The following is a 26926-nucleotide window of genomic DNA, read 5'->3' as shown; positions in this document are numbered from 1 at the left end:
ACGGGATCTGCCCTGGAATCGCATGCCTCGTATTGACAACCTGTTTTCCGGCCTGATGCGCCGGCTCGCGCTCGATCCGTTCACGGTGCTGCTCATGGTCGTGGTCGCGCTGGCCAGCCTGTTCCCGGCCAGCGGCCAGGTTGCGGTCGCTTTCGGCCATATCACCACGCTCGCGATCGGCATGCTGTTCTTCCTGCACGGCGCCAAGCTGTCGCGCGAGGCGCTGGTGTCGGGCCTGACCCACTGGCGGCTGCACCTGCTGGTGTTGGCCAGCACCTTCGTCCTGTTCCCGCTGCTGGGCCTGGCGATCAAGCCGCTTGCCCTGGCCCTGCTCACGCCGGACCTGTACCTGGGAGTGCTGTTCCTGTGTGCGCTGCCCTCGACAGTGCAGTCATCGATTGCGTTCACGGCGCTGGCGCGCGGGAACGTGGCGGCGGCAGTGTGCAGCGCCTCGGCCTCGAACTTCCTTGGCATCTTCATCACGCCGCTGCTGGTAAGCGTGCTGATCGCGCGCGGCGCGGCCGGCGGCTCGCCACTGGATTCGGTGCTCACCATCGTCGAGCAGTTGCTGCTGCCCTTCATCGCCGGGCAGTTGCTGCGCCCCCTGATTGGCGCATGGGTGGACCGCCACAAGCCGGTTCTCAAATTCTTCGACCAGGGCTCGATCCTGCTGGTGGTTTATACCGCGTTCAGCGACTCCGTGAACGAAGGCTTGTGGCAAAAGGTCTCGCTGTCCACGCTCATCGGCATACTCGTGATCAGCGCGCTGATACTCGCCGTGATGCTCGGCGCGGCCACGCTTGCCAGCAGGCGGCTGGGGTTCAGCAAGGAAGACGAGATCACGATCGTGTTCTGCGGCTCGAAGAAGAGCCTGGCCAGCGGCGTGCCGATGGCGAAGGTGCTGTTCGCGCCAAGCGCGCTGGGGATGATCATCCTGCCGCTGATGCTGTTTCACCAGCTGCAGCTGATGGTGTGCGCGGTGCTCGCCGGCCGCCTGGCACGCAGGCCGGACAGCCAGACACCGTAGGGTGGGCAGGTCCTCCTGCCCACGCGTTCGGGAGTGCATGCTGCGGTTGAACGCGTGGGCGGAATCCGCCCACCCTACTTGCGCTGCGCCGCGCTCTCGTCACGCGCTGCGCGGAACTCCGAGTCCTGCGACCAGTTCGGCCAGGCGCCCGAATCGGCCAGCTCGCGGCCGGTTGCGTAGATCAGTTCCAGGTCGTGCGCCGCCCCCTGGAAGGTCCACTCCGGCTTGAACTCGTCCGACGCCTGGTGGTAGTCGTTCACGCGATAGGCCTCGGCATTGCCCTTGCCCGCCGCCAGCCCGCCGCTTTCCCAGTCCTGGCCGCCGCGATACGAGATTGCCGGCACGCCGCGCTTGGCGAACGAGAAGTGGTCGGAACGGTAGAAGTAGCCCGCTTCCGGATTCGGGTCCGGCGAATAGGTGCGGTTCCACTTGCGTGCCTGCGCGCTCAGGCGGTCGAGCAGGTCGAGCTTGGCCACGCCCGAGATCGAAAAGTCGCGTGCCGGACCGTTCGGCGCCATGCCGTCCATGTTGATCACGCCGGCGGTCCTGGCCAGCGGGTACAGCGGATTGGCCGCGTAGTACTCGGAGCCGAGCAGGCCCTTCTCTTCCGCAGTCACCGACAGGAACACCACACTGCGCGCCGGCCTGGGCTGCTTGCCGTAGGCGCGCGCCAGTTCCAGCAGCGCCGCCGTGCCGCTCGCATTGTCCAGCGCGCCGTTGTACACCTTGTCGCCCTTGCCGTTGGCCAGCCCCACGCCCAGGTGGTCCCAGTGCGCGGTGTAGATCACATACTCGTTCGGGCGCTTGCTGCCTTCCTTGATCGCCACCACGTTCTTCGACTTGATCACCTGCGCGTCCACCGCAAAGTGTGCCGACAGCGTGATGCCGGCCAGTTCCACCGGCTTGAAGTCGCGGCTTTGCGCCTGCTTCTTGGCAGCCTCGAAATCCAGGCCGGCGCGCTTGAACAGGTCAACCGCCAGGTCGCGCTGGATCCACGATTCGACCGGCGCGTGGTCCTTGGCCGGGTCCTTGCGCACGATGTCGTACTGGACGATGGTGTTCGAGTTCTTCACGGTCGGCCAGCCATACGAGGCCGGCGCGCTCTCGTGCACGATCAGCGTGCCCAGCGCGCCGCGGCGCGCCATCTCTTCGTACTTGTAGCTCCAGCGGCCGTAGTAGGTCATCGCCTTGCCGCCAAAGTCGCCCTGCCCGGTTTCGAAGTCCGGGTCGTTGATCAGAACCACGGCCAGCTTGCCCTTCAGGTCCATGCCCTTGAAGTCGTCCCAGTTGCGCTCCGGAGCGCTCACGCCGTAGCCGACGAAGACCAGCGGCGCGTTCGCGATATCCACTTGCGCCTGCCCGTTTTCGGCCGGACGGATCGCAATCTCCTCGCCCTGGGTCAGGGCCATGGTCTGCTTGCCGTCGCTCACGCTGACCTGGACCGGGCCCTTGATCTCGAACCGGCCAAGCGGCACGTCCTGGGTCCAGCTGCGCTTGCCGTTCACCAGGTCGCCGCCCGGCTGCAGGCCGGCCGCCTTGAACTGCTTGACCAGGTAGTCCACCGTCTTCACTTCGCCGGCGGTGCCCGGGCCGCGGCCTTCGAATTCATCGGATGCCAGGACCTTCACGTCCTGGATGATGCGGTGGGGATCAAATTTCGGGGGTGTTGCCGCCTGGGCGGAGGCCGCCGCCAACAGGGCCAGAACTAGGGTTTTCTTTTTCACGCAACAATCTCGCTGGATGGGATCAAGGAAGCCCGTAAATACACGGGGAAACTCAGCAAAGAGCGGGAAAAGTATCTGCGGAAAAATTTCCAGTGTCAAACGTACACGCGTCGGAAACTGGACTATAGTAACCAGCCCCTGCAATGGCTTTTTGAAAACGAACATGTCCAAGCTTCTCGCGTCCCTGCTCCTCTGCATCTGCGCCAGCGCCGTCCAGGCGGCCGACGTTCCGGCACCAAACGAAGGCGATGCCGTCCTCAAGGATTTCCGCTTCAAGTCAGGCGAATCGCTGCCGGCGCTGAAGATCCACTACCGCACTTTCGGCAAGCCGCAGCGCGACGCGCATGGCAAGGTCACCAACGCGGTGCTGGTCACGCACGGCACCGGCGGCACCGGCGCGCAGTTCGTGCGGCCCGAATTTTCGGGCGAACTGTTCCGCCCCGGTGGCGTGCTCGATGCGTCGCGCTACTACACCATCCTCACCGACGGCATCGGCCACGGCCAGTCGTCCAAGCCGAGCGACGGCCTGCACGCGCGCTTTCCGCACTACGGCTACAACGACATGGTGGACGCGCAGTACCGCTTGCTGACGGAAGCGCTGGGCGTGAACCACCTGCGGCTGGTGATGGGCACCTCGATGGGCGGCATGCAGACCTGGGTTTGGGGAGAACGCTATCCTGGCTTCATGGATGCCCTGATGCCGCTGGCCAGCCTGCCGGACCAGATCTCTGGACGCAACCGCGTATGGCGCCGCACGGTGATCGACGCGATCCGCAACGACCCGCAGTGGCAGGGTGGCGAATACAAGGTTCAGCCGCAAAGCCTGCGCACGGCCACGCAGATGTTGTACTTCATGAGCAGCAATCCGGTGCTGCGGCAGGAACAGACGCCGACGCTGGCCGAGACCGACAAGGCGCTCGATGCCTACGTGGCCGCCGCGATGAAGACCACCGATGCGAACGATTTGCTGTACCAGCTGGAGGCGTCGCAGGACTACGATCCCAGGCCTCAGCTGGAAAAAATCCAGGCGCCGCTCATCGCCGTCAACACCGCCGATGACCTGATCAACCCGCCGGAGCTGGGCATCCTGGAGCGCGAGATCAAGCGCGTCACGCACGGCAAGGCGGTGGTGCTGCCGCTCACGCCCGACACGCGCGGGCATGGCAGCCATACGATTGCCAAGTTGTGGGAGCAGTACCTGCGGGAGCTGCTGGCCAACTAGCTTTTGATACGTCGTCCCCGCGGAGGCGGGGACCCATAGACCGCTTGAGCAGTTGCAGCGCCTGCGACTTCGTTAAGCTCAGCATGGGTCCCCGCCTCCGCGGGGACGACGTGCTTGAAGTAGTGGCCGGAAAATTGGCTACTGCGGCACGTGCCAGCCGCCGCCGAGCGCCTGGATCAGCGCCACCGCCGCGTTCTGCCGGTCCGCCTGCACCTGCACCAGGTTCCTGCGCGCGTTCAGCGCCGTCACCTGCGCGGTCACCACCTCGGTATAACTCACCTGCCCCGCCTTGTACCGGTTGAGCATCTGCTGCTCGACCAGGTCCGCCGCTTGCGACGCCTCGCGCCGCCGGTCCTGCTGGTTCGCCAGCACGCGCGACGCCGCCAGCTGGTCCTCCACGTTGCCAAATGCGGTCAGCACGGTCTGGCGGTAGCGCGCAACGGCCTCGCGATGCGCCGCCTCGGCCCCGGCGACGTTGGCGCTGGTCGCCCCGGCGTTGAAGATGCTCTGCGCCGCCGACAGCCCGAACGACCACGCCGCGTTCGACGCCGAGAACAGGTCCGCAAAGCGCGTCGTGGACGCCGTGCCGTAGTTGGCCGACAGGCCAAGGCTGGGGAAATAGGCCGAGCGTGCCACCCCGATTTGCGCGTTAGCCGCTGCCACCCGCCGCTCGGCCGCCGCGATGTCGGGCCGGCGCTGCAGCAGCGTCGACGGCACGCCCACCGGTACCTCGGGCACCACCACTTGCCACGAAGGCGTGGCCGCCAGCGAGAACTCGGCAGGCGCCTTGCCGACCAGGATCGCGATCGCATGCTCGAGCTGCGCGCGCTGGCGCAGCAGGCCTTGCTGGTCGGCCTGCGCATTGGCCAGTTGCGTTTGCGCCTGCAGCACGTCCGAATGCGCGGCGATGCCGGCCTTGAAGCGGTTCTGCGTGATCTGCAGCACGCGCTGATAGGCGTCGATGGTGGTGGCGATGATGTCCAGCGCCGCGTCCGTGGCGCGCAGCGCAAAGTAGTCGGTCGCCAGCAACCCTTGCGCGGACAGGCGCGCGGAGGCCAGATCGGCCGCGGATGCCTGTGCGTTGGCGGTGGCAGCCGATACGTTGGCACGCAGCCGTCCCCACACATCGAGTTCCCAGCTTGCGCCGAGATCCAGGCGGTAGCGGTTGGATGGGCTCACGTTTGCGCCGCCGCCGCGGTCGGCACTGCTGGTCAGGTCCACCGAAGGGAACAGCGAAGAACGCTGCACCTGCACTGCCGCCCGCGCCTGGTCGAAGGCCGCGATCGCCGCCGCCACGTTCTGGTTCGAGACCTCCACGCTCGCCGCCAGCTGGTCCAGCACCGGATCGCTGAACAGTTGCCACCACGCGCCGCGCTCGAGAGCATCGCCAGGGGCCGCAGGGACCCAGCCCTGGGCCTCCTTGAACTGGGCCGGCGCGGGGCTTGTGGGAACGTGGTACGTGGGCGCGACGGAGCAGCCGGCCACAAGGCAGGCAGCAAGCGCAAGCAGGTGCGGGCGGAGCGGCTTCATGTTTCGCATACGGTCACTCATGGTGGGGTGGACTGGACTTCGTCGTCGAGCGGGTGGCGCACCAGCTCGCGTTCGGATTCGTTCCTGCGGCGCAGCTTGTCGAGCAGGACGTACACCACCGGCGTGGTCAGGAGCGTGAGCAGCTGGCTGGCGATCAGGCCCCCGATGATGGCAATGCCAAGCGGGCGGCGCAGCTCCGAGCCCTCGCCAAAGCCGATCGCCAGCGGCAAGGCGCCAAGCGCGGCGGCGAGGGTCGTCATCAGGATCGGGCGAAAGCGCAGCAGGCAGGCTTCGCGCACCGCCTCGGCGGCGGTCAATCCGCGCGCCCGTTCAGACTCGAGCGCAAAGTCGATGATGAGGATCGCGTTCTTCTTCACGATGCCGATCAACAGGAAAATGCCGATCAGCGCGATGATCGAGAACTCCATCTTGAACAGCAGCAGGGCCAGCACGGCGCCCACGCCGGCCGATGGCAGCGTGGTCAGCACCGTCACCGGGTGCACCAGGCTTTCGTACAGAATGCCCAGCACGATGTAGATCACCACCAGCGCTGCCGCGATCAGGAGCGGCTGCTGCTGGTTCGATTCCTGCGCCGCCCGCGCCGTGCCCTGGAAGCTGCCGCGCACGTTGTTGGGCATGCCGATGTCCGCCTCGGCCTGGCGCACCGCGGCCTGGCCATCGGACAGGTTGTAGCCTTGCGCCAGGTTGAACGACACGGTGGTTGCCAGCTCGCCATCCTGGTGATTGACGGAGCTGGGCGTGGAGCGCTCACTGAATCGGGCGATCGCCGACAGCGGCACCATGGTGGACATCGAGCCCGAGATGGCCTGGCCGCTGGCCGGATCACGCGCCGCCGTCAGGTTGGCTGGCGCCGAAGGGGTGCCGCTGGCCGCCGAGGACGCGATGCCGCTCACGAGATTCAGGGCCGCGCCGCCGGCGGACGTGGCGGTGCCGGAAGCAGCGCTGGACGGGCTGGTGCTGGTGCGCAGCGCGCTTGCGGCTGCCGTATTCTTTGCCGGGACGTAGATATCCTCCAGCGACAGCGGCGACTGTGCGTACTGCTGTGCCACGCCCATGATCACGTGGTACTGGTTCAGCTCGGAGTAGATGTTGGCCACCTGCCGCTGGCCGAAGGCGTCGTAGAGCGCGTTGTCGATGTCGCGCGTGCTGATGCCAAGCCGCGACGCACTCTCCTTGTCGATGTTCAGGTAGCTCTCCACGCCGTTCTCTGCCTGGTCGGTGTCCACGTCCACCAGCGCCGGCTGCCGCTTCATCGCGTCGGCCAGGCGCGTGGCCCACAGCCGAAGGTCGGCACGGTTGTCGCTCTTGAGCGTGTACTGGTAGGCCGAATTGCTCTGCCGTCCACCCATGCGCAGGTCCTGCACCGGGTTCAGGAACAGCGTCACGCCGGTCACGCGCGCCAGCTTGGGGCGCAGTCGGGCGATCACTTCCTGCCCGCCTTCCTTGCGCTGCGAGGCCGGCTTGAGGTTCACGAACATGAAGCCGCCGCCGGCGCGCGAGCCGCCGGTGAAGCCGACCACGGTGTCCACCGCCGGGTCGCTCTTGATGATGCCCACGAGCTGGCGCAGCTTGCCCTGCATGGCCTGGAACGAGATGCTCTGGTCGGCGCGCAGGCCGCCGTTGATCTGGCCGGTGTCCTGGGTCGGGAAAAAGCCCTTGGGGGCCGCCGCGTACAGGTACACGTTCAGGCCAACGACGAACAGCAGGATCGCCATCACCAAGAGCTTGCTGTCCAGCGCCCAGTCGAGCGCGTGCTCGTACACGCGCAGCACCCGCGCAAAGCCGCGCTCGGCGGCGCGCGCAAGGCGGTTGGGCTTGCGTTCGATGATGCTCTTCTTGAGCAGCCATGCGCACATCATCGGCGTGGTCGTCAGCGAAATGACGAGCGAGATCAGCACCGCGGCCGACAGCGTCACCGCAAACTCGCGGAACAGGCGCCCCACCTGCCCGCCCATGAACAGCAGCGGAATGAACACCGCCACCAGCGACAGGCTGATCGACAGCACGGTAAAGCCCACCTCGCGCGCGCCCAGCAAGGCCGCCTTCATGCGATCCATGCCGCGCTCGATGTGGCGGCTGGTGTTTTCCAGCACCACGATGGCGTCATCGACCACGAAGCCGGTGGCCACGGTGAGCGCCATCAGCGACAGGTTGTTCAGCGAAAAGCCCAGCGCGTACATCACGCCGAAGGTGCCCAGCAAGGACACCACCGTCGCCACCGCCGGCACCACCGTCGCCCGTACGCTGCGCAGGAAAACGCTGACCACCACCACGACCAGCAGCACCGAGATCATCAGAGTCATCTCGATTTCGTGCAGCGAGGCGCGGATCGAGTTGGTGCGGTCCGATGCCACCTGCAGCGTCACGTCGCCCGGCAACTGGGCCTGCAGCGTGGGCAGCAGCGCGCGTACGCCATCCACCGTCTGGATCACGTTCGCGCCCGGCTGCAGCGTCACCAGCACGATCACGGCCGGCTTGCCGTTGAAGAGACCCAGGGTATTGACGTTCTCGACGCCGTCGTACACGTTGGCCACGTCCTGCAGCCGGATCGGCGCCCCGTTGCGCCACGCGACGATCATGCCGCGGTAGTCGGCGGCAAAGCGCCCGCCGCTGATGGTGTTGGCCTGCGAGTAGATCTGCAGCCGGGTACCGTTGGCCTCCACCGCGCCCTTGGGCCGGTTCGGGTTGCTGGCCTGGAGCGCGGCGCGCACGTCTTCGGCTGCCACGCCGTAGTGGTTGAGCTGGTAGGGGTTCAGGTCCACCCGCACCGCCGGCAGCGAACCACCGCCGATCTCCACGTCGCCCACACCCTGCACCTGCGCGATCTGCTGCTGCACCAGGTTGGACACTTCATCGTAGATCTGGCCCGGGGTGCGCGTGCGCGAGGTGAGCGCCAGGATCAGCACCGGCGCATCGGACGGGTTGGCCTTGCGGTAGGTGGGGTTGCTGCGCAGCGTGGCCGGCAGGTCGGCGCGCGAGGCGTTGATGGCAGCCTGCACCTCGCGCGCGGCAGAGTCGATCTTGCGGTTCAGGTCGAACTGCAGGCTGATGCGCGTGGAGCCGTTGCCGCTGTTCGAGGTCATCTCGTTCACGCCCGCGATCACGCCCAGCCGCCGTTCCAGCGGCGTGGCCACGCTGGTGGCCATGGTATCGGGACTGGCACCGGGCAGGCTGGCGCTCACCGAGATCACCGGGAAGTCCACCTGCGGCAGCGGCGCCACCGGCAGCACGAAGAACGCCGCAATGCCGGCCAGCGCCAGCCCGAGCGTGAGCAGCGCGGTGCCGATCGGGCGCCGGACGAACCAGTGCGACAGGTTCATGCGTCAACCTCGCGCGGCTTGGCCGGCGCGCGGCCGCTCCAGCGGCGCGCCAGCCGGTCGAACGCCAGGTAGATCACCGGCGTGGTGAACAAGGTGAGCAGCTGGCTCACGATCAGGCCACCGAAGATCGCCAGGCCCAGGGGGCGGCGCAGTTCGGCGCCCTGCCCCCAGCCCAGCATCAGCGGAATGGCGGCAAACAGCGCGGCCAGCGTGGTCATCAGGATCGGGCGGAAGCGCAGCATTGCGGCCTGGTGGATCGCCTCGCGCGGAGCCTTGCCCTCGTCACGCTCGGCCTCGATGGCGAAGTCGATCATCATGATCGCGTTCTTTTTGACGATGCCGATCAGGAGGATGATGCCGATGATGCCGATCACGCCCAGTCCCTGCCCGGTGACCATCAGCGCCAGCAGAGCGCCGACGCCGGCCGAGGGCAGCGTGGACAGGATCGTGAGCGGGTGGATGTAACTCTCGTACAGCACGCCCAGCACGATGTACACGCAGACCACGGCGGCCAAAATCAGCCACAGCTGGTTGGTGAGCGAGGCCTGGTAGGCGCCGGACGCGCCCAGGAAGGTCAGCGTGACCGACGGCGGCAGCTTGACATCGAGCGCAGCCGCGCGCACCGCGTCCACGGCCTGGCCGAGCTTGACCCCGGGCGCCGTATCGAAGCCGACCGTGGTGGCCGGGTACTGCGCCACGTGCGTAATCTGCAGCGGCGCCGGTTGTTCGTTGACGGTCGCGATCGCGGACAGCGGCGTCGGCTGGCCGGAGCCGGTGCGCAGCTGCAGCCGGTTCAAGGCATCGAGCGACATCTGTTCGCCTTGCTGCGCTTCCAAAATCACGCGGTATTGGTTGGTCTCGGTGAAGATGGTGGACACGATGCGCTGGCCAAAGGCGCTGTAGAGCGCATCGTCGACGTTGGACGCGGTGATCGACAGCCGCGATGCGCTGTCGCGGTCGATATTGACGAACGCCGCCGCGCCAGTGGCTCCGGCGTCGGTGGTCACGTTGCGCAGCTGGCTCTGCTGGCGCATGCGCTGCGCAAGGCGGTTCGCCCATTGCGTCACGGTGGCGTTGTCGGCACCCTCGATCGACAGGCGGTACTGTGTCGGGCCGGTCTCGGCGTCGATGGTCAGGTCCTGCACCGGCTGCACATACAGGGCCAGGCCCGCCACGTGCCCCACGCGGCGGCGCAGGCGCTCCATGATGTCGCCCTGGTTGCGGTGGCCATCCTTCAGGTTGATCAGCATGCTGCCGGCGTTGAGCATCGTGTTGTTGGCCGCGTCCACGCCAACCGTCGAGCTGAGCGACTGCACGTCCGGGTCGGCCAGTATTTCGCGCGCGGCGGCTTGCTGCAGCTCGGCCATGCGCTCGTACGAAATGCCTTCGCGCGCCTCGACCCTGGCCTGCAGCTGGCCGGTGTCCTGCGTCGGGAACAGGCCCTTGGGAATGAACACGTACAGCAGCACGGTCAGCAGCAGCGTGCCCAGCGCCACCAGCAGCGTCATTGGCTGGCGGTCGAGCACCCAGGCCAGCGCATGGTCGTAGCGGTGGATCACGCGGTCGAAGAAGGCGTGGAAGCGCTGCGCCACGCGGTTCGGCTTTTCCTCGGCCGTGCTGCGCAGCCAGCGCGCGGACATCATCGGCACCAGCGTGAGCGATACCACCGCCGAGATCAGGATGGTGATGGCCAGCGTCACGGCGAATTCGCGGAACAGGCGGCCGACCACGTCACCCATGAACAGCAGCGGGATCAAGACCGCGATCAGCGACACGGTCAGCGAAATGATGGTGAAACCGATCTGCGTGGCGCCCTTGATCGCCGCGGCCATCGGCTTGTCGCCCTCCTCGATGTAGCGCGCGATGTTCTCGATCATGACGATCGCGTCGTCCACCACGAAGCCGGTGGCGATGGTCAGCGCCATCAGCGACAGGTTGTTCAGGCTGTAGCCGAGCAGGTACATCGCGCCAAAGGTGCCGATGAGCGAGATCGGCACCGCCAGGCTGGCGATGACGGTGGCGCGCACGCTGTGCAAAAAGGCGAAGATCACCAGCACCACCAGCAGCACGGCCAGCACCAGCTCGAACTGCACGTGCTCGACCGAGGCGCGGATGCCGGCGGTGCGGTCCGACAGCACGGTCAGCTGCACCGCCTGCGGCAGGCTGGCCTGCAGCTCGGGCAGGCGCTGCTTGATCGCGTCCACGGTCGCAATCACGTTGGCGCCCGGCTGGCGTTGCACGTTCAGGATGATCGCCGGCTTCATGTTGGCCCAGGCGCCGAGCTTGACGTTTTCTGCGCTGTTGACCACGCGCGCCACCGCGGACAGGCGCACCGGGGCACCGTTGCGATACGCGATGATCAGGTTCTGGTAGTCCGGCACCGCCACCAGCTGGTCGTTGGCATTGATGGTGTAGGCGCGCGACGGGCCGTCGAAGCTGCCCTTGGCGCTGTTGGCATTGGCCGCGGTGATGGCGCTGCGCAGCGTGTCCAGCCCCAGGCCGTAGGACGCCAGCTGCTCGGTGTTGGCCTGGATGCGCAACGCCGGCTTTTGCCCGCCCTGCAGCGTGACCAGGCCCACGCCCGAGACCTGGCTGATCTTGAGCGCCAGCCGGGTGTTGACCAGGTTCTGCACCTCGGTCAGCGGCATGGTGTCGGACGTGATCGCGAGCGTGAGCACCGGCGCGTCCGCCGGGTTGACCTTGGCGTACACGGGCGGCGCCGGCAGGTCGGTCGGCAGCAGCGTGCTGCTGGCGTTGATCGCGGCCTGCACCTCCTGCTCGGCCACGTCCAGCGTCTGGCCCAGGCCGAACTGCAGCGTGATCACCGAGACGCCGGCGGCGCTGGTGGAACTCATGCGCGACAGGCCCGTCATCTGGCCGAAGTTGCGCTCCAGGGGCGCGGTGACGGTGCGCGCCATCACCTCGGGGCTGCCGCCGGGGTATAGCGTTTGCACCTGGATGGTCGGGAAGTCGACCTGCGGCAGCGCCGACAGCGGCAGGAACTTGTAGCCGACCAGGCCTGCAAGCACGATCGCCACCATCAGCAGCGCCGTGGCGACCGGGCGGCGAATGAACGGACCGGATGGACTCATGCTACGGCCCGCTCACTGCTGCGCACTGTCGCGGCGCTGCCGGCCCGGATTGGCGGCGCCAGGTCCACCGGCGCCAGGCGCCTGCGAATCGGCGCCCTGTCCTGCCTGGCCACGCCGCCCGCCGCGCCCGCCGCCGGCGCCGCCCATGGCCGGCCGGTCGCCCGGCAGCACCACCCTGGCGCCGTCCTTGAGGCGGTCCGCGCCCTCGGTGATCACCTGCTCGCCGGCCTGCAGCCCGCTACGGATCTCCACCTTGTCCACGGTCGATTCGCCACGCGTGACCGGACGCAGCGCGACGGTGCGTTCGGCCGCATTGAGTACATACACGAAATCGCCGTCCGCCCCGTGGCGCAGCGCCGTCACCGGCACCACCACCGCGTTGCCGATGGTGCGCACCTGCAGCCGCAGGTTGACGAACTGGCTGGGGAACAGCTTGCTGTCCGCGTTCTCGAAGCGCGCCTTGGCGCGCACGGTGCCGGTCTGCACGTCGACCTGGTTGTCCAGCGCCATGAAGCGCCCCTGCGCCAGCGTCTGGGTACGGGTACGGTCCAGCGCCGTGGCGGGCAGGCGCGCGCCTTCGCGCATGCGCGCCTGCAGCTCCTGCAGCTGGTCCTGCGGCACCGAAAACTGCACGTCGATCGGCGTGAGCTGGGTGATGACGGCCACGCCGTTGGCGTCGCCCGTGCTTACCAGGTTGCCCACGTCCACGGTGCGCAGGCCCACGCGCCCGGCGATCGGCGCCTTCACCTCGGTGTAGCCGAGATTGAGCTTGGCCATGTTCTCGGCCGCGCGGTCGGCCGTGACCGTGCCCTCCAGCTGCTTGACCAGCGCCGCCTGCGTGTCCACGTCCTGGCGCGCGATCGAATCCTGTTCCAGCAGCGTGCGGTAGCGCGACAGCGTCACGCGCGCGCTCTCGAGCTGGGCCTCGTCGCGCATGCGCTGGCCGGTGGCCTGCTGCAGCGAGATCTGGAACGAGCGCGGGTCGATGGTGGCCAGCACCTGTCCCTGCCGCACCAGCTGGCCCTCGGTGAAGTTGATCTTCTGGAGCACGCCCGCCACCTGCGCGCGCACGGTGGCTGTGGCGGTGGCCGTCACCGTGCCCAAAGCGTCGAGGTACACCGGAATGTCCGTGCGTTCGGCCGTGGCCAACCCCACGGTGGTCGCCGGCATGCCGCGCCCTCCCGGCCCGCCGCCAGCGCGTGCGCCCGGGGCGCCTCCGGCCGCCCGGCCGCCGCCCGTGCCCGGCCCCGCCCCGGCCGCCGGCGCCTGGTGCGTCAGGTGCCAGGCCAGCGCCGCCAGGCCGATCATGGCCAGCACGGCGATGATGGCGCCGATCACGCGCGAGCGGCGGGTGCGGGGCGTGGTGGTGGCGGGTTTGTCGGGGGTGACGGTCGAATCCATGCTCATCCTGTTCTGCTCCCGGGCGGGAGCGCGAAGCTGTTGACCGACTGACTTTAGCACGGAGACCCACGACGATATGTTTCGCATCGTACATAGCGCGAGCCCTTCCGTTTCCTGTTCAGAAAAGAAAAAAGGCGCGGCTGGGTGCCGCGCCCTTGGGGCCCTGCTGAATGTATCAGCGCTACTTGCCGTTACAAACTCGCTACATTCACGGCACCTGGCACAGGCAGTGCGTTACCGCCGAGAACGGCTTCCTGCCATCGGCCACGCCGGCCAGCCAGCCCAGGTCCTTCATCACGCCGCTGGACGCGGCCGCCGGCAGCGCCGATTCCAGCCCTTCCGGCAGCAGGCCAAGCTTCACCTGCACCTTGATAAATTGGTCCGACGATACGCCCACCTTCTGCAGGAAGCGTTCGAACGGCGACACCGGCCGCTCGACATACGCCACGCGGAAATCCTCGCCCAGCTTGGCGCGGCGCGCGGCCGACTTGAGCGCATCCTGGTAGCTGCCCAGGGTATCGACCAGCCCGCGCTCTTTGGCCTGCACGCCGGTCCACACGCGGCCCTGGCCGACCTCGTCGATCTTGGCGGCGGTGGTCTTGCGCGCCAGCGCGGCCTTGCCGGTGAACTCGCTGTAGATGTGGTTGATGCTCGACTGCACCAGCTGGCCAAAGCGCGGATCGAGCGGGCGCAGCGGGTTGTAGGGGTCGGCCAGCCAGGTGGTGGTCACGCCGGCCGTATGGATGCCGAGCTTGTCGCCCACCTTGTCGGCGGTCGGGATGATCGCAAACACGCCGATCGAGCCGGTGATCGTGCCGGGGTCGGCAATCACCTCGTCCGACGCCATCGACACCCAGTAGCCGCCCGAGGCCGCCACGTCGCCCATCGACACCACCACCGGCTTGCCGGCGGCGCGCGTGAGCTCCAGCTCGCGCCGGATCAGCTCGGAGCCGTAGGCGCTGCCGCCCGGCGAATTCACGCGCAGCACCACCGCCTTGACCTGGTCGTCCTCGCGCGCCTTGCGGATCAGGTTGGCGGTGGAGATGCCGCCCACCGTGCCCGGCGCGCTGGTGCCTTCGGTGATATCGCCCTCGGCCACCACCACGCCGACCGCGTCGCCCAGCAGCTTTTGCGGATGGCGCGCCAGATAGTCGTCGAACGACACCTGGCGGAAGCTCTTGATGCGCTCGTCGTAGGCGCCACGCTTGACCAGCAGCGCGCGCACCTCGTCCTTGTTCTTGATGCCGTCCACCAGCCCGGCGGCCAGCGCCACCTTGGCCGCGTCCCCGCCGGCCGCCGCCATCTTCTGTGGCAGCTGCTCGATGTCGGCGTTGAGCGTGCCGGCGGCGAGCTTGCGGTTCTTCTCCACCTCGGCCGTGTAGCTGCCCCACAGGCCGTTGTACAGGTAGGTGTCCGCCTCCACCGCCGCCTGCGACGGGCCGTTGCCGATGAACGGCTCGGCAAAACTCTTGTAGGTGCCCACCTTCATCAGGTTGACCGTCACGCCCAGCTTGTCGAGCGCGTCGCGGTAGTAGTTGCGGTAGTGGCCGAAGCCCTGGATCAGCACCATGCCCATCGGGTGCACATACACCTCGTTGGCGTGCGATGCGACCAGGTAGCGCTTCTGGTCGTAGCTGCCGCCCCACGCCACCACCGGCTTGCCGGCCGCCTTCACGCGGTCCAGCGCGGCGCCGAACTCGTGCATCGAGGCCATGCCGCTGATGTCCAGCTGGTCCAGCGACACCAGCACGCTGCTGATGTTCGGGTCCTTGGCGGCGGCATCGAGCACGGTCAGCAGGTCGCGCAGCTGCACCGTCTTGCGCACCTCGCCGCCCAGGCCCTCGGCCAGGCTCTGGGCCACGCTGCCGCTGTGCTCTTCCACCAGCTGGCCCTTGAGCTCGAGCACCAGCGCGGTCTTCGGCGCCAGCGGCCGCGCGCCGCCGCCGAACAAGGCCCACAGGAAGGCGATCAGCACGATCAGGAAAAACAGGTTGAGCAGCACGCGGCGGGTGGCGTCAATGCCGCGCCACAGCGCGCCTACACCCCGGCGCAACATCGAAAAAGGCTTGAAGGACATCGGAACTCCGGCAAAAAAAGTTGGCGGGAAGTTAAGCGGTGACGGCTGCGGGTCCGGCTTTTTCACGCTGGGAAATGGCAAACAGACCAGCAAACACCAATATGCCATTTACGATGAGCAGTTCAAGCCCGAGACGGTAGTTTCCAAGCAGATACTTCTGATTCGCCTCAAGAAGCCCGCAAAGAATCGGTGCGCCGATCGTGACAAACGGCACCAGCCGATCGTTCAGGGTGCGGCGGGTCAGCATGCCGAACGCAAACAGGCCCAGCAGCGGGCCGTAGGTGTAGCTGGCCAGTTTCAGGATCACGCCGATCATGCTCGGATTGTCCGCCCACTTGAACACCAGCACCAGCGCCAGGAACAGGAACGCAAAGCCCAGGTGCACGTGGCGGCGCAGGCGCACCTTGGCCGCTTCCGACAGGTCGTTGCGACGCTGGATGCCCAGGATGTCGATGCAGAAGGTGGAGGTGAGCGCGGTGATCGCGCCGTCGGCGCTCGGGAACAGCGCCGAGATCAGCGCCACCAGAAAGATGATCTGGACCGTGGCCGGCAAATGGCCCATCACCACGGCCGGGAAGATCTTGTCGCCGGTGGCGGTGACGCCGACGATCGGGGCGTACAGGTACAACAGCCCGCCCAGGAACAGGAAGGCCGACAGCACGACCACCAGCACGGCGGTCAGGCTCAGCAGGTTCTTCTGCGAGTCGCCGACGGTCTTCACCGAGATCGTCTTTTGCATCATTTCCTGATCCATGCCGGTCATCGTGACCACGATGAAGGCGCCGGCCACGATCTGCTTGAGCCAGAAGTTGGGGCTGTCGGCATCGAAAGTGAACACGCGCGACAGGCCCTGTTCGTGCATGCGCGCCAGGCTCTCGGGAATCGAAAGGTCGAGTTCGCTCAGCATGAAGCCAACGCAGAAGAACAGGCCGGCCAGCATGCAGGTGGTCTGCAGGGTGTCGGTCCACACGATGGTCTTCACGCCGCCCTGGTAGGTGTACATCAGGATCATGCCCAGCACCACAAAGGTCGTCAGCCAGAACGGCACGCCCAGGCTGTCGAGAATAATCGCCTGCAGAATATTGACCACCAGGTAGAGCCGGGCCGTGGCGCCCAGCAGGCGCGACAGGATGAAGAAGCCGGCGCCGCTCTGGTAGGCGCGGCGGCCCAGGCGCACGTCGAGGTAGTGGTAGATCGAAGTGAGCTTGAGGCGGTAGTACAGCGGCAGCAGGATGTAGGCGACCGCAATGTAGCCGATCACGTAGCCGATCAGGATCTGGCCGTAGCCGAAGCCGTCGCTGCCCACCGCGCCCGGCACGCTGATGAAGGTGGCGCCGGACAGCGTGGTGCCGACCATGCCGAACGCGACCAGCATCCAGTTGCTGCTCTTGTTACCGATGAAGAAGCTGTCGTTGTTGGCGTTGCGGCCGGTGGCCCATGCGACCGCCATCAGGAGCCCGAAATAGCCGATCAGGATGCAGAAAAGGAGTGCCGGGGACATAAGTTTCCGTTGCTAGGTTGATCGCCCAGCAATATACACGGAAGCAATGGTTGCGGCCAATCGAAGAGGAAGCGGGTGTATGTATGCGGCAGCGGCGCATGCGCCATTGTTAGCCTGAACCCGTCGTTCCGGCGAAAGCCGGAACCCATAACCCGCTTGCAACTGCGCGGCGTTTCCCATGGCCGCCGGTCCGGACACTCAGCATGGGTCCCGGCTTTCGCCGCGACGACGGGTTGAGGGTAACGGTTGGCTCAGGTCTCCTGCCCCATCACCCGCTCGAACGGCCCGATGCACGCCCGCATCGACTCGTCCGCGCACATCAGGAACAGCACCCCGGACGGGTGGAAGATGATGAAGTTGGTGGCGTGCGTGCCAACCTTGGTGATTTGCCCGGCGCAGTCTTTCTTGCCGTTGTCCTTCACGATCCGGTCTTCCAGCCGGTAGAAGCCTTTCGCGCTGGGCTTGTCCGGCACCTTGAACTCGCTCTCGGACACTTCTTCCGCGCTGGTCACGAGCGAGGTGCCGTCGCTGCGGAAGTGATAGGTTTCGGAGCAGCCTACATCCGGCAGGTCGAGCTTCCAGATGCCCAGCAGCGGGTGGTTGCGCGCCGGCGCGGGCGGCGCGGCGCGGGCGCCGTGGATGGCGGCGGCGAGCAGGATCAGCGAAACGATGAGCTTGCGCATGGCGGCTTCCTCGGCACTAACGGTTCTGCGGCAACGACCAGGAACCGCGCGCAAACGCGCGGTTTGGCCAATATAGCAGAGCGACGCCCTCGCGTCGCGCCGTTCGGCTTACGCGCTTTCCGGCGGCGTCTTCGGCTTGGCCGGACGACGGCTGCGCGGGGCGCTCTTGCGTGCCGGGGCCTTGTGGGCCGGGCGCGCAGTCTTCTTGCGCGCGGCCTTTGCCTCGGCGCTCTCGCCCGCCGTCTCGTCCTGGCCGGCAGCTTCGGCCGTGACCTCCGCTGCAGGCGCGCTCTCCACGATCGGTGCCGGCTCCGCTTGCGCCGCAGGGGCGGCCTTCGGCTTGCGGGTCGCGCGGCGGCGCTCCTTGGCCGGGGCCGGCGTGGCTTCCTCGACCGGCGCCTCGATCCGTTCGGACAGCCCTTCCGCTTCGCCCAGCGCCTCGGCCGCGTCCGACGGGGCCTGCTCCTGCGCCGGTGCTGCGACCGGTTGGGCCAGCGCCACCTGGTGCTGCACCGCTTCGTCGGCGCGCGCGATCATTTCCTGCTCTTCGCGCCCGGCCTGCTTGCGAGCGCCACGGCCGCGGCGGCGCGATTCGGGCTTGGGTTCCGGCTGCGATTCCGGCAACGCGCTGGTGTCGGGATTCTCGGCCACCGCCAGTTCCGGCGCCGGCTGGACCGGCTCGACGGCCGGTGCGGCGGGCGCGGCGCTGCTGCGGTACACATAGGTGCCGGATTTTTCATCGCGCCCGAATTCGAACAGCCCGCGCGTCTGCGCTTCTTCGAGCAGGTTGCCGAAGGTACGGAAACCATAGTAGGTCTCGGAAAAATCCGGACGGCGGCGCTTGAGCGTGTCCTTGAGCAGCGAGGCCCAGATCTTGCCGCTGTCGCCGCGCTCGGAAACCAGCGCGTCGAAGGTCTCGACGACCATTTCCAGCGCCTGGGTGCGGCGCGCATCCAGTTCTTCCTTGCGGCGGTCGTCGCTCGGGCGCTTGGCCTGCGGCTGCGACTTGCGCTCGTCGCGCTTGGCGGCGGCGCGCTGCTTTTCGCGCACCAGGTCGTCGTAGAAAATGAATTCGTCGCAGTTGGCCACCAGCAGGTCCGAGGTGGATTGCTTGACGCCCACGCCGATCACCTGCTTGGCGTTCTCGCGCAGCTTGGACACCAGCGGCGAAAAATCCGAGTCGCCGCTGATGATGACGAAGGTATTCACGTGCGACTTGGTGTAGCACAGGTCGAGCGCATCGACCACCAGGCGGATGTCGGCCGAGTTCTTGCCGCTCTGGCGCACGTGCGGGATCTCGATCAGCTCGAAGTTCGCCTCGTGCATGCCGGCCTTGAAGCCCTTGTAGCGCTCCCAGTCGCAGTACGACTTCTTGACGACGATGCTGCCCTTGAGCAGCAGCCGTTCCAGCACGGGCTTGATGTCGAATTTCTCGTAGTTGGCGTCGCGAACGCCGAGCGCGACGTTCTCGAAGTCGCAGAACACCGCCATGCTGATGTTGTCTGAGGATGAAGCCATAAATTGTTGTTTTCTAATATTGGGCGAAATGCCACCCGACGATTATACGCAACAACATTACATCGGCGTCACACCCTCCACAGGTTGGGCACGGTCTCGTTCTCGTAACCGGACACGAAGCGCTTGCGCTCGCCGCTGGCCAGGTCGAAGGTATGGCGGGCCACCGCGCCGATATTGGCGCCATACACGTGGATACTGACCGACACGCCGTCCGCCAGCGCGTTCGAAACGCGGTGGATGTCGCCCACGATGGGCGAGACCAGGTCGATGGCGCCGGCGGGCAGCGCGTGCGAGCCGGTCGAGACCATTGGCCCGGGCGTGGCCGGCAGGGCGAACTCCTGGCAGCGTTCGGTCCCGCGCAGCACCCCGACCATGCCCCACACCGTGTGGTCATGCACGGGTGTGGCCTGGCCCGGCCCCCACACGAAACTCACGACCGAAAACCGTTCGAGCGGATCGCAGTGCAGCAGGAACTGGCGGTAGCGGTCGCGGTGCGGCCGGGCGAATTCGTCGGGCAGCCAGTCGTCCACGGCGACCAGCGCGCCGAGCAGCTCGCGACCGTCGCTGAAGATCCGCGCCTCGTCGGCGCCGCTGTCAACCAGCCGGGTGAATTCGCGCACGAAATCGCGCAGGCGGACAAGATTGGTCATCAATGCTCCTTGCTAAGGAAATCAAGCGTGGCCGGGTCCGCCCTGCCATCGAAAAAGAGGTCAAGGCAGCTCTGGAACACGGCCTCGTCCGGCGCCACGTCGGCGAACAGCGTCATCGACGACTGGAATTTGCGGTCGTCGGGGCTGTCGAAAATCTGCTCGATGGGCGTATCGTCATGCATGGCAACCAGCGTGGCGCACTCGCGCAGGCGCGGCCCCAGCACCGGGTGCGCCAGATAGGCCGCAGCCTCGTCGGACGAGCCGATCGCGTATTTCTGCGCCATCGCGCTGTGCCCCAGCCCCGCCACTTGCGGAAAAATGAACCACATCCAGTGGCTGTGCTTGCGTCCCGCGCGCAACTCCGCCAGCACGGTCGCGTACACCTCGTCCTGTGCGGTGACGAAGCGTTCGAGGTCGTAATCGGTATCCATGGCATCCTCCCCATCGGGGTCCATGCTACACCGCCCGCCAACTTTGCTAAAGTGGCAGCAATGAAACCAGAACACCTGCAATTGCTGCTGACCCGCGACATGCCCTTCGGTAAATACAAGGGCCGCAAGATCGCCGACCTGCCCGGCCACTATCTCGGCTGGTTCGCGCGCGAGGGCTTTCCCAAGGGCGAACTGGGGCAACTGCTCGAACTGATGTACGAAATCGACCACAACGCCTTGCGCAGCCTGCTCGACCCGCTGCGCAGCGGCCCAAGAAACGGAGGATAAGATGCTCGAAATGCGTAAGAGCGAAGAGCGCGGCCACGCCGACCATGGCTGGCTGCTGTCAAAACATAGTTTTTCGTTCGCTTCCTACTACGACCCGCGCCACACCGGCTTTGGCCCGCTGCTGGTGATTAACGAGGACCGGGTCGCGCCCGGCATGGGCTTCGGCACCCACGGGCACCGCGACATGGAGATCATCTCCTATGTGCTCGAAGGCGCGCTGGAACACAAGGACAGCATGGGCACCGGCTCGGTGCTGCACCCCGGCGACGTGCAGCGCATGAGCGCTGGCACCGGCGTGCAGCACAGCGAGTTCAACGGCTCGGCCACGGAGCCGGTGCATTTCCTGCAAATCTGGATCCAGCCGAACAAAACCGGCATTGCGCCAGGTTACGAGGAAAAGCACTTCGCGCCCGAATCCAAGCGCGGCCGGCTGCGCCTGATCGCCTCCAGCGACGGGCGCGACGGCTCGATCACCATCCACCAGGATGCCGCCGTGTACGCCTCGCTCATGGACGGCAACGACGACGTCGAGCACATGCTGGCCAAGGGGCGGCGCGGCTACGTGCACCTGATCCGCGGCGAAGTGTGGGCCAACGGCGCCCACCTGCGCGCGGGCGACGCGCTCAAGCTCACGGGCGAGCCGTCGATCCGGCTGATCGACGCGGTCGATGCCGAGCTGCTCGTGTTCGACCTGCCGGCATGAGCCGGGCCGGTGCGGCCGGCCCAATCCGCACGGAAAACCCGAATTTCCGCTAAACTTAGCGGTTACAGCAATACGAAACCAGAGAACGCCAAGATGTCCGCCACACCCGCCAATGAACCGCTGCTTGACTACGTCACGTCGTGCGCGCTGCCCACGCCATGGGCGCAATTTACCCTGCACGCCTTCGTCGAACACGCGACCGGCAAGGAACACCTGGCCATGGTGCTGGGCGACATCGGCAACGGCGAGCCGGTGCTGGCGCGCGTGCACTCCGAATGCCTGACCGGCGACGTGCTGTTCTCGCAGCGCTGCGACTGCGGCGCCCAGCTCGAGGGCGCGCTCAAGAAGATCGCCGCCGAGGGTCGCGGCATCCTGCTGTACCTGCGCCAGGAAGGCCGCGGCATTGGCCTGGTCAACAAGATCCGCGCCTACCGCCTGCAGGAAGCCGGCGCCGACACGGTCGAGGCCAACCTGCAGCTGGGCTTTCATGCGGACGCCCGCAACTACGAGCTGTGCAAGCCGATGCTGGAGCAGTTTGGCGTGCGCAAGGTGCGCCTGATGACCAACAACCCGCGCAAGATCGACGCCCTGACCCGCCTGGGCATCGATGTGGTCGAGCGCGTGCCGCTGCTGGTCAACCGCAACGCCTTCAATAACAATTACCTGAACACCAAGGCTGCCAAGCTCGGCCACATGATGAATCCGCTGACCGAGGCAGTGGAGGACGGCCAGCTGTAGCGTGTGCGGCGGTTGCGCCGTTTGGTGGCAAAGTAGGCGCTGTCGACTTGCCATCGAAGGGTTGCATGAACCGCCTTGCCACTGCTGTCGTGCTGTCGTGCCTTGCCGGCGCGCTGGGCGCGTCTGCCGCGCAAAAGAACGCGGCCGGCAAGCCCAGGGAGCCAACGCCGCTGGTGGCGCCGCCTACCCTCGTCCCACCCGCGCCCGGCCCTGCCGAATCGGACGCCGGGGCCCTGCCGCCGCCTTCCACCGCCGCGCAGCAACTGTATTCGTCCGCGCGCGCCGACCTGCTGCAGATTCGCATGCTGCTGCGCAACGGCCGCAGCCAGTCGCAGGTGGGTTCCGGCTTCATGGTCGGCACCTCCAACCTGGTGCTGACCAACTACCACGTGGTGTCGCAGATGGCGCTCGACCCCGACGTGTACTTGGGCGAGTACATGGACACCGACGGCAACAGCGGCCCGGTCGAACTGCTGGCAGTGGACGTGCTGCACGACCTGGCGGTGGTGCGCATCAACCGCAGCGGCAGCGGCTTTTTCAAGGTGCCGGAGCGCACGGTCAAGCTCACCCAGGGGCAATACCTGTACTCGCTCGGCAACCCGCTCGATCTGGGCTTTGCGATCTCCGAAGGCGCGTACAACGGGGTCATCACGCGCAGCTTCTATGACCAGCTGATGTTTACCGGGCCGATCAATTCGGGCATGAGCGGCGGGCCGAGCGTGACCGAGGCGGGCACGGTGGCTGGGGTCAACGTGTCCAAGCGGCGCGACGGCGAACTGGTGAGCTTTTTGGTGCCGGTCAAGTACGCGCAGGAGCTGCTGCACAAGGTCGCTACCCAGCGCGCGCCGCCGCGCGACTTCAATCCGGTGATCGGCCAGCAGCTGCTGGCGCACCAGCGCGGCATGATCGACCGGCTCCTCGAAAAGCCGCTGTCGGTCAAGTCGATGGGGCCCTACCTGGTGCCGGTGCGCGAGTCGGGCCAGGTGCGCTGCTGGGGGCGCTCCAACTTCAAGGCCGAAGCGCCGTACACGATGGATGCGATCAGCTGCGCGATGGAAGCGGCGATCTACGTATCGGACTCGCAGCAGACAGGCTACGTGTCGATGACGCACCAGTATCTGCGCTCGTCCAGCCTCAATCCGCTGCGCTTCGCGTTTTTGGCGACCAACCAGTTCCGCGTGGACCGCATCGGCAGCCGCAAGGACACGCGCCTGACCGGCCCCTCGTGCACCGAGCAGTTCGTGGCCACGCAGTCGCTGCCGCTGCGCGCCGTGACCTGCGTGCGCGCGTACCGAAAATTCCCCGGCCTGTACAACTTCACCCTGCTCACGGCCAGTACCGACGACGACCAGGCCAGCCTGCAAAGCCGGCTCGACGTGGCCGGGGTCTCGTACGAGAACGGCATGCGCGTCACGCGCGCCTTCCTGACCGCACTGGGAAGGACGCGGCGATGAAAGGCCCATGGTTCGTCGAGACGCTGGCCGCCAACGGCGACGTGCTGCACCGGCACCAGCTGGCGCAACTGCCGATCCGGCTCGGGCGTGGCTACGACAACGATGTGATCCTGGATGACGCCCACGTCGCGCCACGGCACGCCGTGGTGGAACTGAGCGCCGCCGGCGCACCGGTGCTGCGCGACCTGGGCTCGCGCAATGGCATGGTGCACAAGGGGCGGCGCAGCCAGAGCGTGCTGCTGGACGGCGACACCGTGGTGCGCCTTGGGCACACCTCGCTGCGCGTGCGGCCGGCAGACCACCCGGTCGCCCCGGAACTGCTGGACCGGACCATGCACCGCTGGGAAGGCGCGCTGCCGGGGTTCGCCGGCGCGCTGCTGGTCGGCGCGGTCTCGTTGTTCCTGATGTGGCTGGCCGACACCCAGTCGTTCGAGCTGGTCCGCTACCTGCAGGCGGTCGCCTATGGCCTTGGCGCGGCGCTGCTGTGGAGCGGCATCTGGGCCTTTGCCAACCGGCTGTTCGGGCGCCATGCGCGGCTCGGGCGGCACCTGTTCATCTTCGGCTGCGGTGCCGCGGCGCTCACGCTCTACCGCCTCGCCACCTCGGCGCTGGGCTATGCGTGGTCGCTCGAACCGCTCACGCGCTACGGCTCGCACGTGGCGATCGCGCTGGTCGCGGGCATGGTGTGGTTCCACCTTGCCACCGTGCGGCCGCAGCGCACGCGAAGGTATGGCTTCATCTGCGTGGCGCTCGCCCTGCTCGGCTCGGGCCTGGCCTTCATCGCCAACGAGCAGCGCAGCGGGCGCCTGGGCGACGAGTTGTACATGTCGGTACTGATGCCGCCCGAGCTGCGTGCAAGCCGCGACCACAGCGTGGACGAGTTCATGGGCCAGGTGGGCGCAATGAAGGCACGACTGGACGTGGAGCGCGCGAGCAAGGACAAGGACGAAGGCGACGGCTGAATGCCGGCCTAGCTGCTCCGTTGCGGATGGATGGTTTCGCCGCGCGTCAGCATCTGGATGAACGTCTGGATGCGGGCCGCGCGGGTGGCCGGCTTTTTCGCTGTCTGGACGCGAAACAGGATCGCGTAGCGGTTCTGGGAACTGAGGGTGGCGAAAAATTTTGCTGCCGCCGGGCTGGCGTCGAGGGCGGCCTGCAGGTCCGGCGGAACGCTTGCCGCGCGAACGGAATCGTAGGCGGCGTCCCACCTGCCGTCGCGCCGGGCGCGCTCGACCTCGGCCAGGCCGGCTGGCTGCATGCGTCCTTGCTCGATGTAGCGCAGCGCCGCCTCCCGGTTGACCTTGGACCAGATGCTCCTGGCCGAGCGCGGGGTCCAGCGCTGCAGGAAGTGCAGTTCGCCGGCCGACTTCTTGCGGCTGTCGATCCAGCCAAAGCACAGCGCCACCTCCAGCGCCTCGGCGTAGGTCACCGTGGGCTGCGGGTTGCCCTTCCTGGCGTGGCGCAGCCACACGCCGGCGGAACTGGCGTGGTTGGCTGCAAGCCACTGCGCCCACTCGCCCTGGTGGGAACACTCAAGCACCTCGTCGTCATCTGGCATGGCTCGACCTCCGGCTGGGACCTGCAGAGAGTATATCGGCTCTGCCATTTTGACAACGGCCGGGGAATGCAGGATCATCCCCGCGTCGCCCCCACTTTGCCCGTCATGGATTCGAACCGCAACAAGATCGTCATCGGCCTTGCGTGGCTCCTGTTCTGGAGCCTGATGGTAGCCGTCGCGGTGCAGGACTACCTGGCCAACGACAACGACGGCGAGCTGTGGAAGCCGGTGCTGTGGGAAGGCTCGTCGATGGTCGCTGCCACCTTTCTCCTGCTGCTGCAGGACCGGCTGATGCGGCGCTTCCAGCCGCTGGTGGCCGCGCCGGCGCGCTGGTTCGCGCTGCACGCGATGTGGTTCCCCGTGTATTGGATTGCGTTTGTGCCGATCGCCTTCGGCATCCGCATCGCCGTGTACAACGCGGCGGGCGAGACCTACGAGCACGGCCCCTGGCCGCACGTCTTCCTCTACGAGTCGGTGAAGATCTCGATCTTCATTGGCCTGTTCACGGTCATCCGCTTTGGCCTGCTGTCGTACCGCGAAATGCTGGGGGCAAAGCTGCGCGCCGAACGCGCCAACAGCCTGTTACAGCAGGCGCAGCTGCAGCGGCTGGCGCAGCAGATGCAACCGCACTTCCTGTTCAACGCGCTCAACACGATCTCGTCGCTGATGCACACCGACGTCGACAAGGCCGACGCCACCCTGGCGCAGCTGGCCAGCGTGCTGCGCACCACGCTCGACCTGGGCGCGGGCCACGAAACCTCGCTCGACACCGAGCTGCGCCTGGTGCGCGGCTACGCGGGCGTGATGGCCGAGCGCTTCGCCGACCGCGTCACCATTGCCTGGGAGGTGGACGAGGCGCTGCTGCCCTGCCCTGTTCCGGTCATGAGCCTGCAGCCGCTGCTGGAAAACGTGTTCAAGCACACGGTCGAGCGCCGCCGCCAGCCGGTGGCGATCGTGGTGTCGGCCCGGCGTGACGGCGGCCAGCTGGTGCTGGCGGTCGAAGACGATGGCGGCACGCTCGCGGACGGGGCGGCGCCGGGCATCGGCCTGTCCAACCTGCGCGAACGGCTCGCGGCCCTACATGGGGAACGCGCCAGCCTCTCGCTCGAGCCCCTGTCCCCGCTCGGCGTACGTGCCGAAATGCGCCTGCCATGCGCCTCTTGATCGTTGACGACGAGCGCCCCGCGCGTGAACGGCTGCGCCGCATGCTGGCATCGATGCCGGGCGTTGACGCCATCGACGAAGCACGCGACGGCATCGAGGCGCTGGAGAAGATCGATGCCGTCAAGCCGGATGCGCTGTTCCTCGACATCCAGATGCCCGAGCTGTCGGGACTGGAACTGGCAGCCTCGCTGCCGGTGCCCGCGCCGCTGGTGGTGTTCGTGACCGCCTTCGACGAGTACGCGGTGCGCGCCTTCGACGCCAACGCGATCGACTACCTGCTCAAACCGTTCGATGCCCAGCGCCTGCAGCGCGCGCTGGAGCGGCTGAACGAGCGCCTGCGGCTGCAGACGGCCGCGCCCGCCCTGCCCGAGTTCGGCGCCAGTCACCCGGTGCGCCAGCTGCTGGTGCCGGGCCACACCGGCACGCGCGTGGTGCGCGTAGCGGACGTGCAGTGGATCGAGACGGCCGACAACTATGTGGTCCTGCACACGGCCGAAGGCCAGCCGCTGCTGCGCCAGACGCTGTCCAACCTGGTCGCCCAGCTTGGCGCGCGCTTTATGCGCTGCCACCGCCGGGCGGCGGTACAGCTGGACTGGATCGAGCGCGTGGTCCCGCTCGACAAGGGCGACTGCGAGCTGGTGCTGCGCGGCGGTGCGCGGGTGCCGTGCAGCCGCCAGTACCGCGCCGAGGTGCTGGCCCGGCTGTCCATTCGCTGACTTCCACGCTGGCCTGGCGGCTACGCTGCCGCCGGCTGGACGCGTGGGCAGGGAGCCTGCCCGCCCTACCTGCTGCTTGTCGTAGGGTGGGCAGGTCTCCTGCCCACG

Annotated in this window: 21 protein-coding genes; 9 read left to right on the top strand and 12 right to left on the bottom strand. The window is 67.2% G+C overall.

Going from position 1 to position 26926, the window contains the following annotated elements; genetic code table 11:
• Positions 1-22: 22 nt before the first annotated feature.
• On the top strand, positions 23-1027 hold the full coding sequence (locus NX773_RS04825) for a bile acid:sodium symporter family protein (protein WP_370662216.1): 1005 nt from the start codon (positions 23-25) through the stop codon (positions 1025-1027).
• Positions 1028-1101: 74 nt separating this feature from the next.
• Here the strand turns inward: NX773_RS04825 and NX773_RS04820 are convergent, their stop codons facing one another.
• Positions 1102-2751: a M28 family metallopeptidase gene (locus tag NX773_RS04820; RefSeq protein WP_258855208.1), complete on the bottom strand. Its 1650-nt coding sequence runs from the start codon at positions 2749-2751 to the stop codon at positions 1102-1104.
• A 163-nt stretch (positions 2752-2914) separates the two neighbouring features.
• Here NX773_RS04820 and NX773_RS04815 point away from each other — a divergent pair, with 163 nt between their 5' ends.
• Entirely contained in the window at positions 2915-3973 is a 1059-nt protein-coding gene (locus tag NX773_RS04815; protein WP_258855207.1) for an alpha/beta fold hydrolase, read from the top strand.
• 138 nt (positions 3974-4111) lie between these two features.
• On the opposite strand, the gene NX773_RS04810 is transcribed toward NX773_RS04815, so the two are convergent.
• The 10 genes from NX773_RS04810 to NX773_RS04765 form a co-directional block, all read right to left on the bottom strand.
• Entirely contained in the window at positions 4112-5512 is a 1401-nt protein-coding gene (locus tag NX773_RS04810; RefSeq protein WP_258855206.1) for an efflux transporter outer membrane subunit, read from the bottom strand.
• 8 nt (positions 5513-5520) lie between these two features.
• On the bottom strand, positions 5521-8844 hold the full coding sequence (locus NX773_RS04805; RefSeq protein ID WP_258855205.1) for an efflux RND transporter permease subunit: 3324 nt from the start codon (positions 8842-8844) through the stop codon (positions 5521-5523).
• Entirely contained in the window at positions 8841-11936 is a 3096-nt protein-coding gene (locus NX773_RS04800) for an efflux RND transporter permease subunit (protein WP_258855204.1), read from the bottom strand. The genes NX773_RS04805 and NX773_RS04800 overlap by 4 nt, the downstream gene beginning before the upstream one ends.
• A gap of 12 nt (positions 11937-11948) precedes the next feature.
• Entirely contained in the window at positions 11949-13337 is a 1389-nt protein-coding gene (locus tag NX773_RS04795) for an efflux RND transporter periplasmic adaptor subunit (protein ID WP_258855844.1), read from the bottom strand.
• 208 nt (positions 13338-13545) lie between these two features.
• Entirely contained in the window at positions 13546-15414 is a 1869-nt protein-coding gene (sppA, locus tag NX773_RS04790; protein WP_258855203.1) for a signal peptide peptidase SppA, read from the bottom strand.
• Between the two features lie 31 nt (positions 15415-15445).
• On the bottom strand, positions 15446-16915 hold the full coding sequence (locus tag NX773_RS04785; protein ID WP_258855202.1) for a sodium:solute symporter: 1470 nt from the start codon (positions 16913-16915) through the stop codon (positions 15446-15448).
• A 251-nt stretch (positions 16916-17166) separates the two neighbouring features.
• Entirely contained in the window at positions 17167-17598 is a 432-nt protein-coding gene (locus NX773_RS04780; protein ID WP_258855201.1) for a hypothetical protein, read from the bottom strand.
• Between the two features lie 108 nt (positions 17599-17706).
• Positions 17707-19116 (bottom strand): NYN domain-containing protein, encoded by a 1410-nt coding sequence (locus NX773_RS04775; protein ID WP_258855200.1) that lies wholly within the window; start codon positions 19114-19116, stop codon positions 17707-17709.
• 68 nt (positions 19117-19184) lie between these two features.
• Positions 19185-19766 carry a cysteine dioxygenase family protein gene (locus tag NX773_RS04770; protein ID WP_258855199.1) on the bottom strand — a complete coding sequence of 194 codons (582 nt, stop codon included), beginning with the start codon at positions 19764-19766 and terminating at the stop codon, positions 19185-19187.
• Positions 19766-20197 (bottom strand): DUF1810 domain-containing protein, encoded by a 432-nt coding sequence (locus NX773_RS04765; RefSeq protein ID WP_258855198.1) that lies wholly within the window; start codon positions 20195-20197, stop codon positions 19766-19768. The genes NX773_RS04770 and NX773_RS04765 overlap by 1 nt, the downstream gene beginning before the upstream one ends.
• 60 nt (positions 20198-20257) lie before the next feature.
• On the opposite strand from NX773_RS04765, the gene NX773_RS04760 reads away from it, so the two are divergent.
• From NX773_RS04760 to NX773_RS04740, 5 genes are all read left to right on the top strand, one after another.
• Positions 20258-20485, top strand: a complete 228-nt coding sequence (locus NX773_RS04760) for a DUF3820 family protein (protein ID WP_258855197.1) — start codon at positions 20258-20260, stop codon at positions 20483-20485.
• Position 20486: 1 nt separating this feature from the next.
• On the top strand, positions 20487-21188 hold the full coding sequence (locus NX773_RS04755; protein WP_258855196.1) for a pirin family protein: 702 nt from the start codon (positions 20487-20489) through the stop codon (positions 21186-21188).
• Positions 21189-21281: 93 nt separating this feature from the next.
• Positions 21282-21926 carry a GTP cyclohydrolase II gene (ribA, locus tag NX773_RS04750; RefSeq protein ID WP_258855195.1) on the top strand — a complete coding sequence of 215 codons (645 nt, stop codon included), beginning with the start codon at positions 21282-21284 and terminating at the stop codon, positions 21924-21926.
• Positions 21927-21991: 65 nt separating this feature from the next.
• Positions 21992-23380: a S1 family peptidase gene (locus NX773_RS04745; RefSeq protein ID WP_258855194.1), complete on the top strand. Its 1389-nt coding sequence runs from the start codon at positions 21992-21994 to the stop codon at positions 23378-23380.
• On the top strand, positions 23377-24342 hold the full coding sequence (locus NX773_RS04740; protein ID WP_258855193.1) for an FHA domain-containing protein: 966 nt from the start codon (positions 23377-23379) through the stop codon (positions 24340-24342). Before NX773_RS04745 ends, NX773_RS04740 begins: the two co-directional genes overlap by 4 nt.
• An 8-nt stretch (positions 24343-24350) precedes the next feature.
• Here the strand turns inward: NX773_RS04740 and NX773_RS04735 are convergent, their stop codons facing one another.
• Positions 24351-24938 carry a YdeI/OmpD-associated family protein gene (locus NX773_RS04735; protein ID WP_258855192.1) on the bottom strand — a complete coding sequence of 196 codons (588 nt, stop codon included), beginning with the start codon at positions 24936-24938 and terminating at the stop codon, positions 24351-24353.
• Between the two features lie 105 nt (positions 24939-25043).
• Between NX773_RS04735 and NX773_RS04730 the strand changes: the two genes are divergently transcribed.
• Together NX773_RS04730 and NX773_RS04725 are read left to right on the top strand one after the other, a co-directional pair.
• Positions 25044-26102, top strand: coding sequence for a sensor histidine kinase (locus NX773_RS04730; RefSeq protein ID WP_258855191.1), 1059 nt, complete (start codon positions 25044-25046; stop codon positions 26100-26102).
• Positions 26090-26818, top strand: a complete 729-nt coding sequence (locus NX773_RS04725; RefSeq protein ID WP_258855190.1) for a LytR/AlgR family response regulator transcription factor — start codon at positions 26090-26092, stop codon at positions 26816-26818. The genes NX773_RS04730 and NX773_RS04725 overlap by 13 nt, the downstream gene beginning before the upstream one ends.
• Positions 26819-26926 lie beyond the last annotated feature (108 nt).

Origin of the sequence: Massilia solisilvae (assembly GCF_024753215.1) — a bacterium.
GTDB lineage: Bacteria > Pseudomonadota > Gammaproteobacteria > Burkholderiales > Burkholderiaceae_D > Telluria > Telluria solisilvae.
This window is presented reverse-complemented; position numbering and strand designations above follow the sequence as displayed.

Excerpts from the sequence above, each read along its gene's own strand:
- NX773_RS04825 (WP_370662216.1), top strand. The coding sequence starts at position 23 with ATGCCTCGTATTGACAACCTGTTTTCCGGCCTGATGCGCCGGCTCGCG.
- NX773_RS04815 (WP_258855207.1), top strand. The coding sequence starts at position 2,915 with ATGTCCAAGCTTCTCGCGTCCCTGCTCCTCTGCATCTGCGCCAGCGCC.
- NX773_RS04810 (WP_258855206.1), bottom strand. The coding sequence starts at position 5,512 with ATGCGAAACATGAAGCCGCTCCGCCCGCACCTGCTTGCGCTTGCTGCC.
- NX773_RS04805 (WP_258855205.1), bottom strand. The coding sequence starts at position 8,844 with ATGAACCTGTCGCACTGGTTCGTCCGGCGCCCGATCGGCACCGCGCTG.
- NX773_RS04800 (WP_258855204.1), bottom strand. The coding sequence starts at position 11,936 with ATGAGTCCATCCGGTCCGTTCATTCGCCGCCCGGTCGCCACGGCGCTG.
- NX773_RS04795 (WP_258855844.1), bottom strand. The coding sequence starts at position 13,337 with ATGGATTCGACCGTCACCCCCGACAAACCCGCCACCACCACGCCCCGC.
- sppA (WP_258855203.1), bottom strand. The coding sequence starts at position 15,414 with ATGTCCTTCAAGCCTTTTTCGATGTTGCGCCGGGGTGTAGGCGCGCTG.
- NX773_RS04785 (WP_258855202.1), bottom strand. The coding sequence starts at position 16,915 with ATGTCCCCGGCACTCCTTTTCTGCATCCTGATCGGCTATTTCGGGCTC.
- NX773_RS04780 (WP_258855201.1), bottom strand. The coding sequence starts at position 17,598 with ATGCGCAAGCTCATCGTTTCGCTGATCCTGCTCGCCGCCGCCATCCAC.
- NX773_RS04775 (WP_258855200.1), bottom strand. The coding sequence starts at position 19,116 with ATGGCTTCATCCTCAGACAACATCAGCATGGCGGTGTTCTGCGACTTC.
- NX773_RS04770 (WP_258855199.1), bottom strand. The coding sequence starts at position 19,766 with ATGACCAATCTTGTCCGCCTGCGCGATTTCGTGCGCGAATTCACCCGG.
- NX773_RS04765 (WP_258855198.1), bottom strand. The coding sequence starts at position 20,197 with ATGGATACCGATTACGACCTCGAACGCTTCGTCACCGCACAGGACGAG.
- NX773_RS04760 (WP_258855197.1), top strand. The coding sequence starts at position 20,258 with ATGAAACCAGAACACCTGCAATTGCTGCTGACCCGCGACATGCCCTTC.
- NX773_RS04755 (WP_258855196.1), top strand. The coding sequence starts at position 20,487 with ATGCTCGAAATGCGTAAGAGCGAAGAGCGCGGCCACGCCGACCATGGC.
- ribA (WP_258855195.1), top strand. The coding sequence starts at position 21,282 with ATGTCCGCCACACCCGCCAATGAACCGCTGCTTGACTACGTCACGTCG.
- NX773_RS04745 (WP_258855194.1), top strand. The coding sequence starts at position 21,992 with ATGAACCGCCTTGCCACTGCTGTCGTGCTGTCGTGCCTTGCCGGCGCG.
- NX773_RS04740 (WP_258855193.1), top strand. The coding sequence starts at position 23,377 with ATGAAAGGCCCATGGTTCGTCGAGACGCTGGCCGCCAACGGCGACGTG.
- NX773_RS04735 (WP_258855192.1), bottom strand. The coding sequence starts at position 24,938 with ATGCCAGATGACGACGAGGTGCTTGAGTGTTCCCACCAGGGCGAGTGG.
- NX773_RS04730 (WP_258855191.1), top strand. The coding sequence starts at position 25,044 with ATGGATTCGAACCGCAACAAGATCGTCATCGGCCTTGCGTGGCTCCTG.
- NX773_RS04725 (WP_258855190.1), top strand. The coding sequence starts at position 26,090 with ATGCGCCTCTTGATCGTTGACGACGAGCGCCCCGCGCGTGAACGGCTG.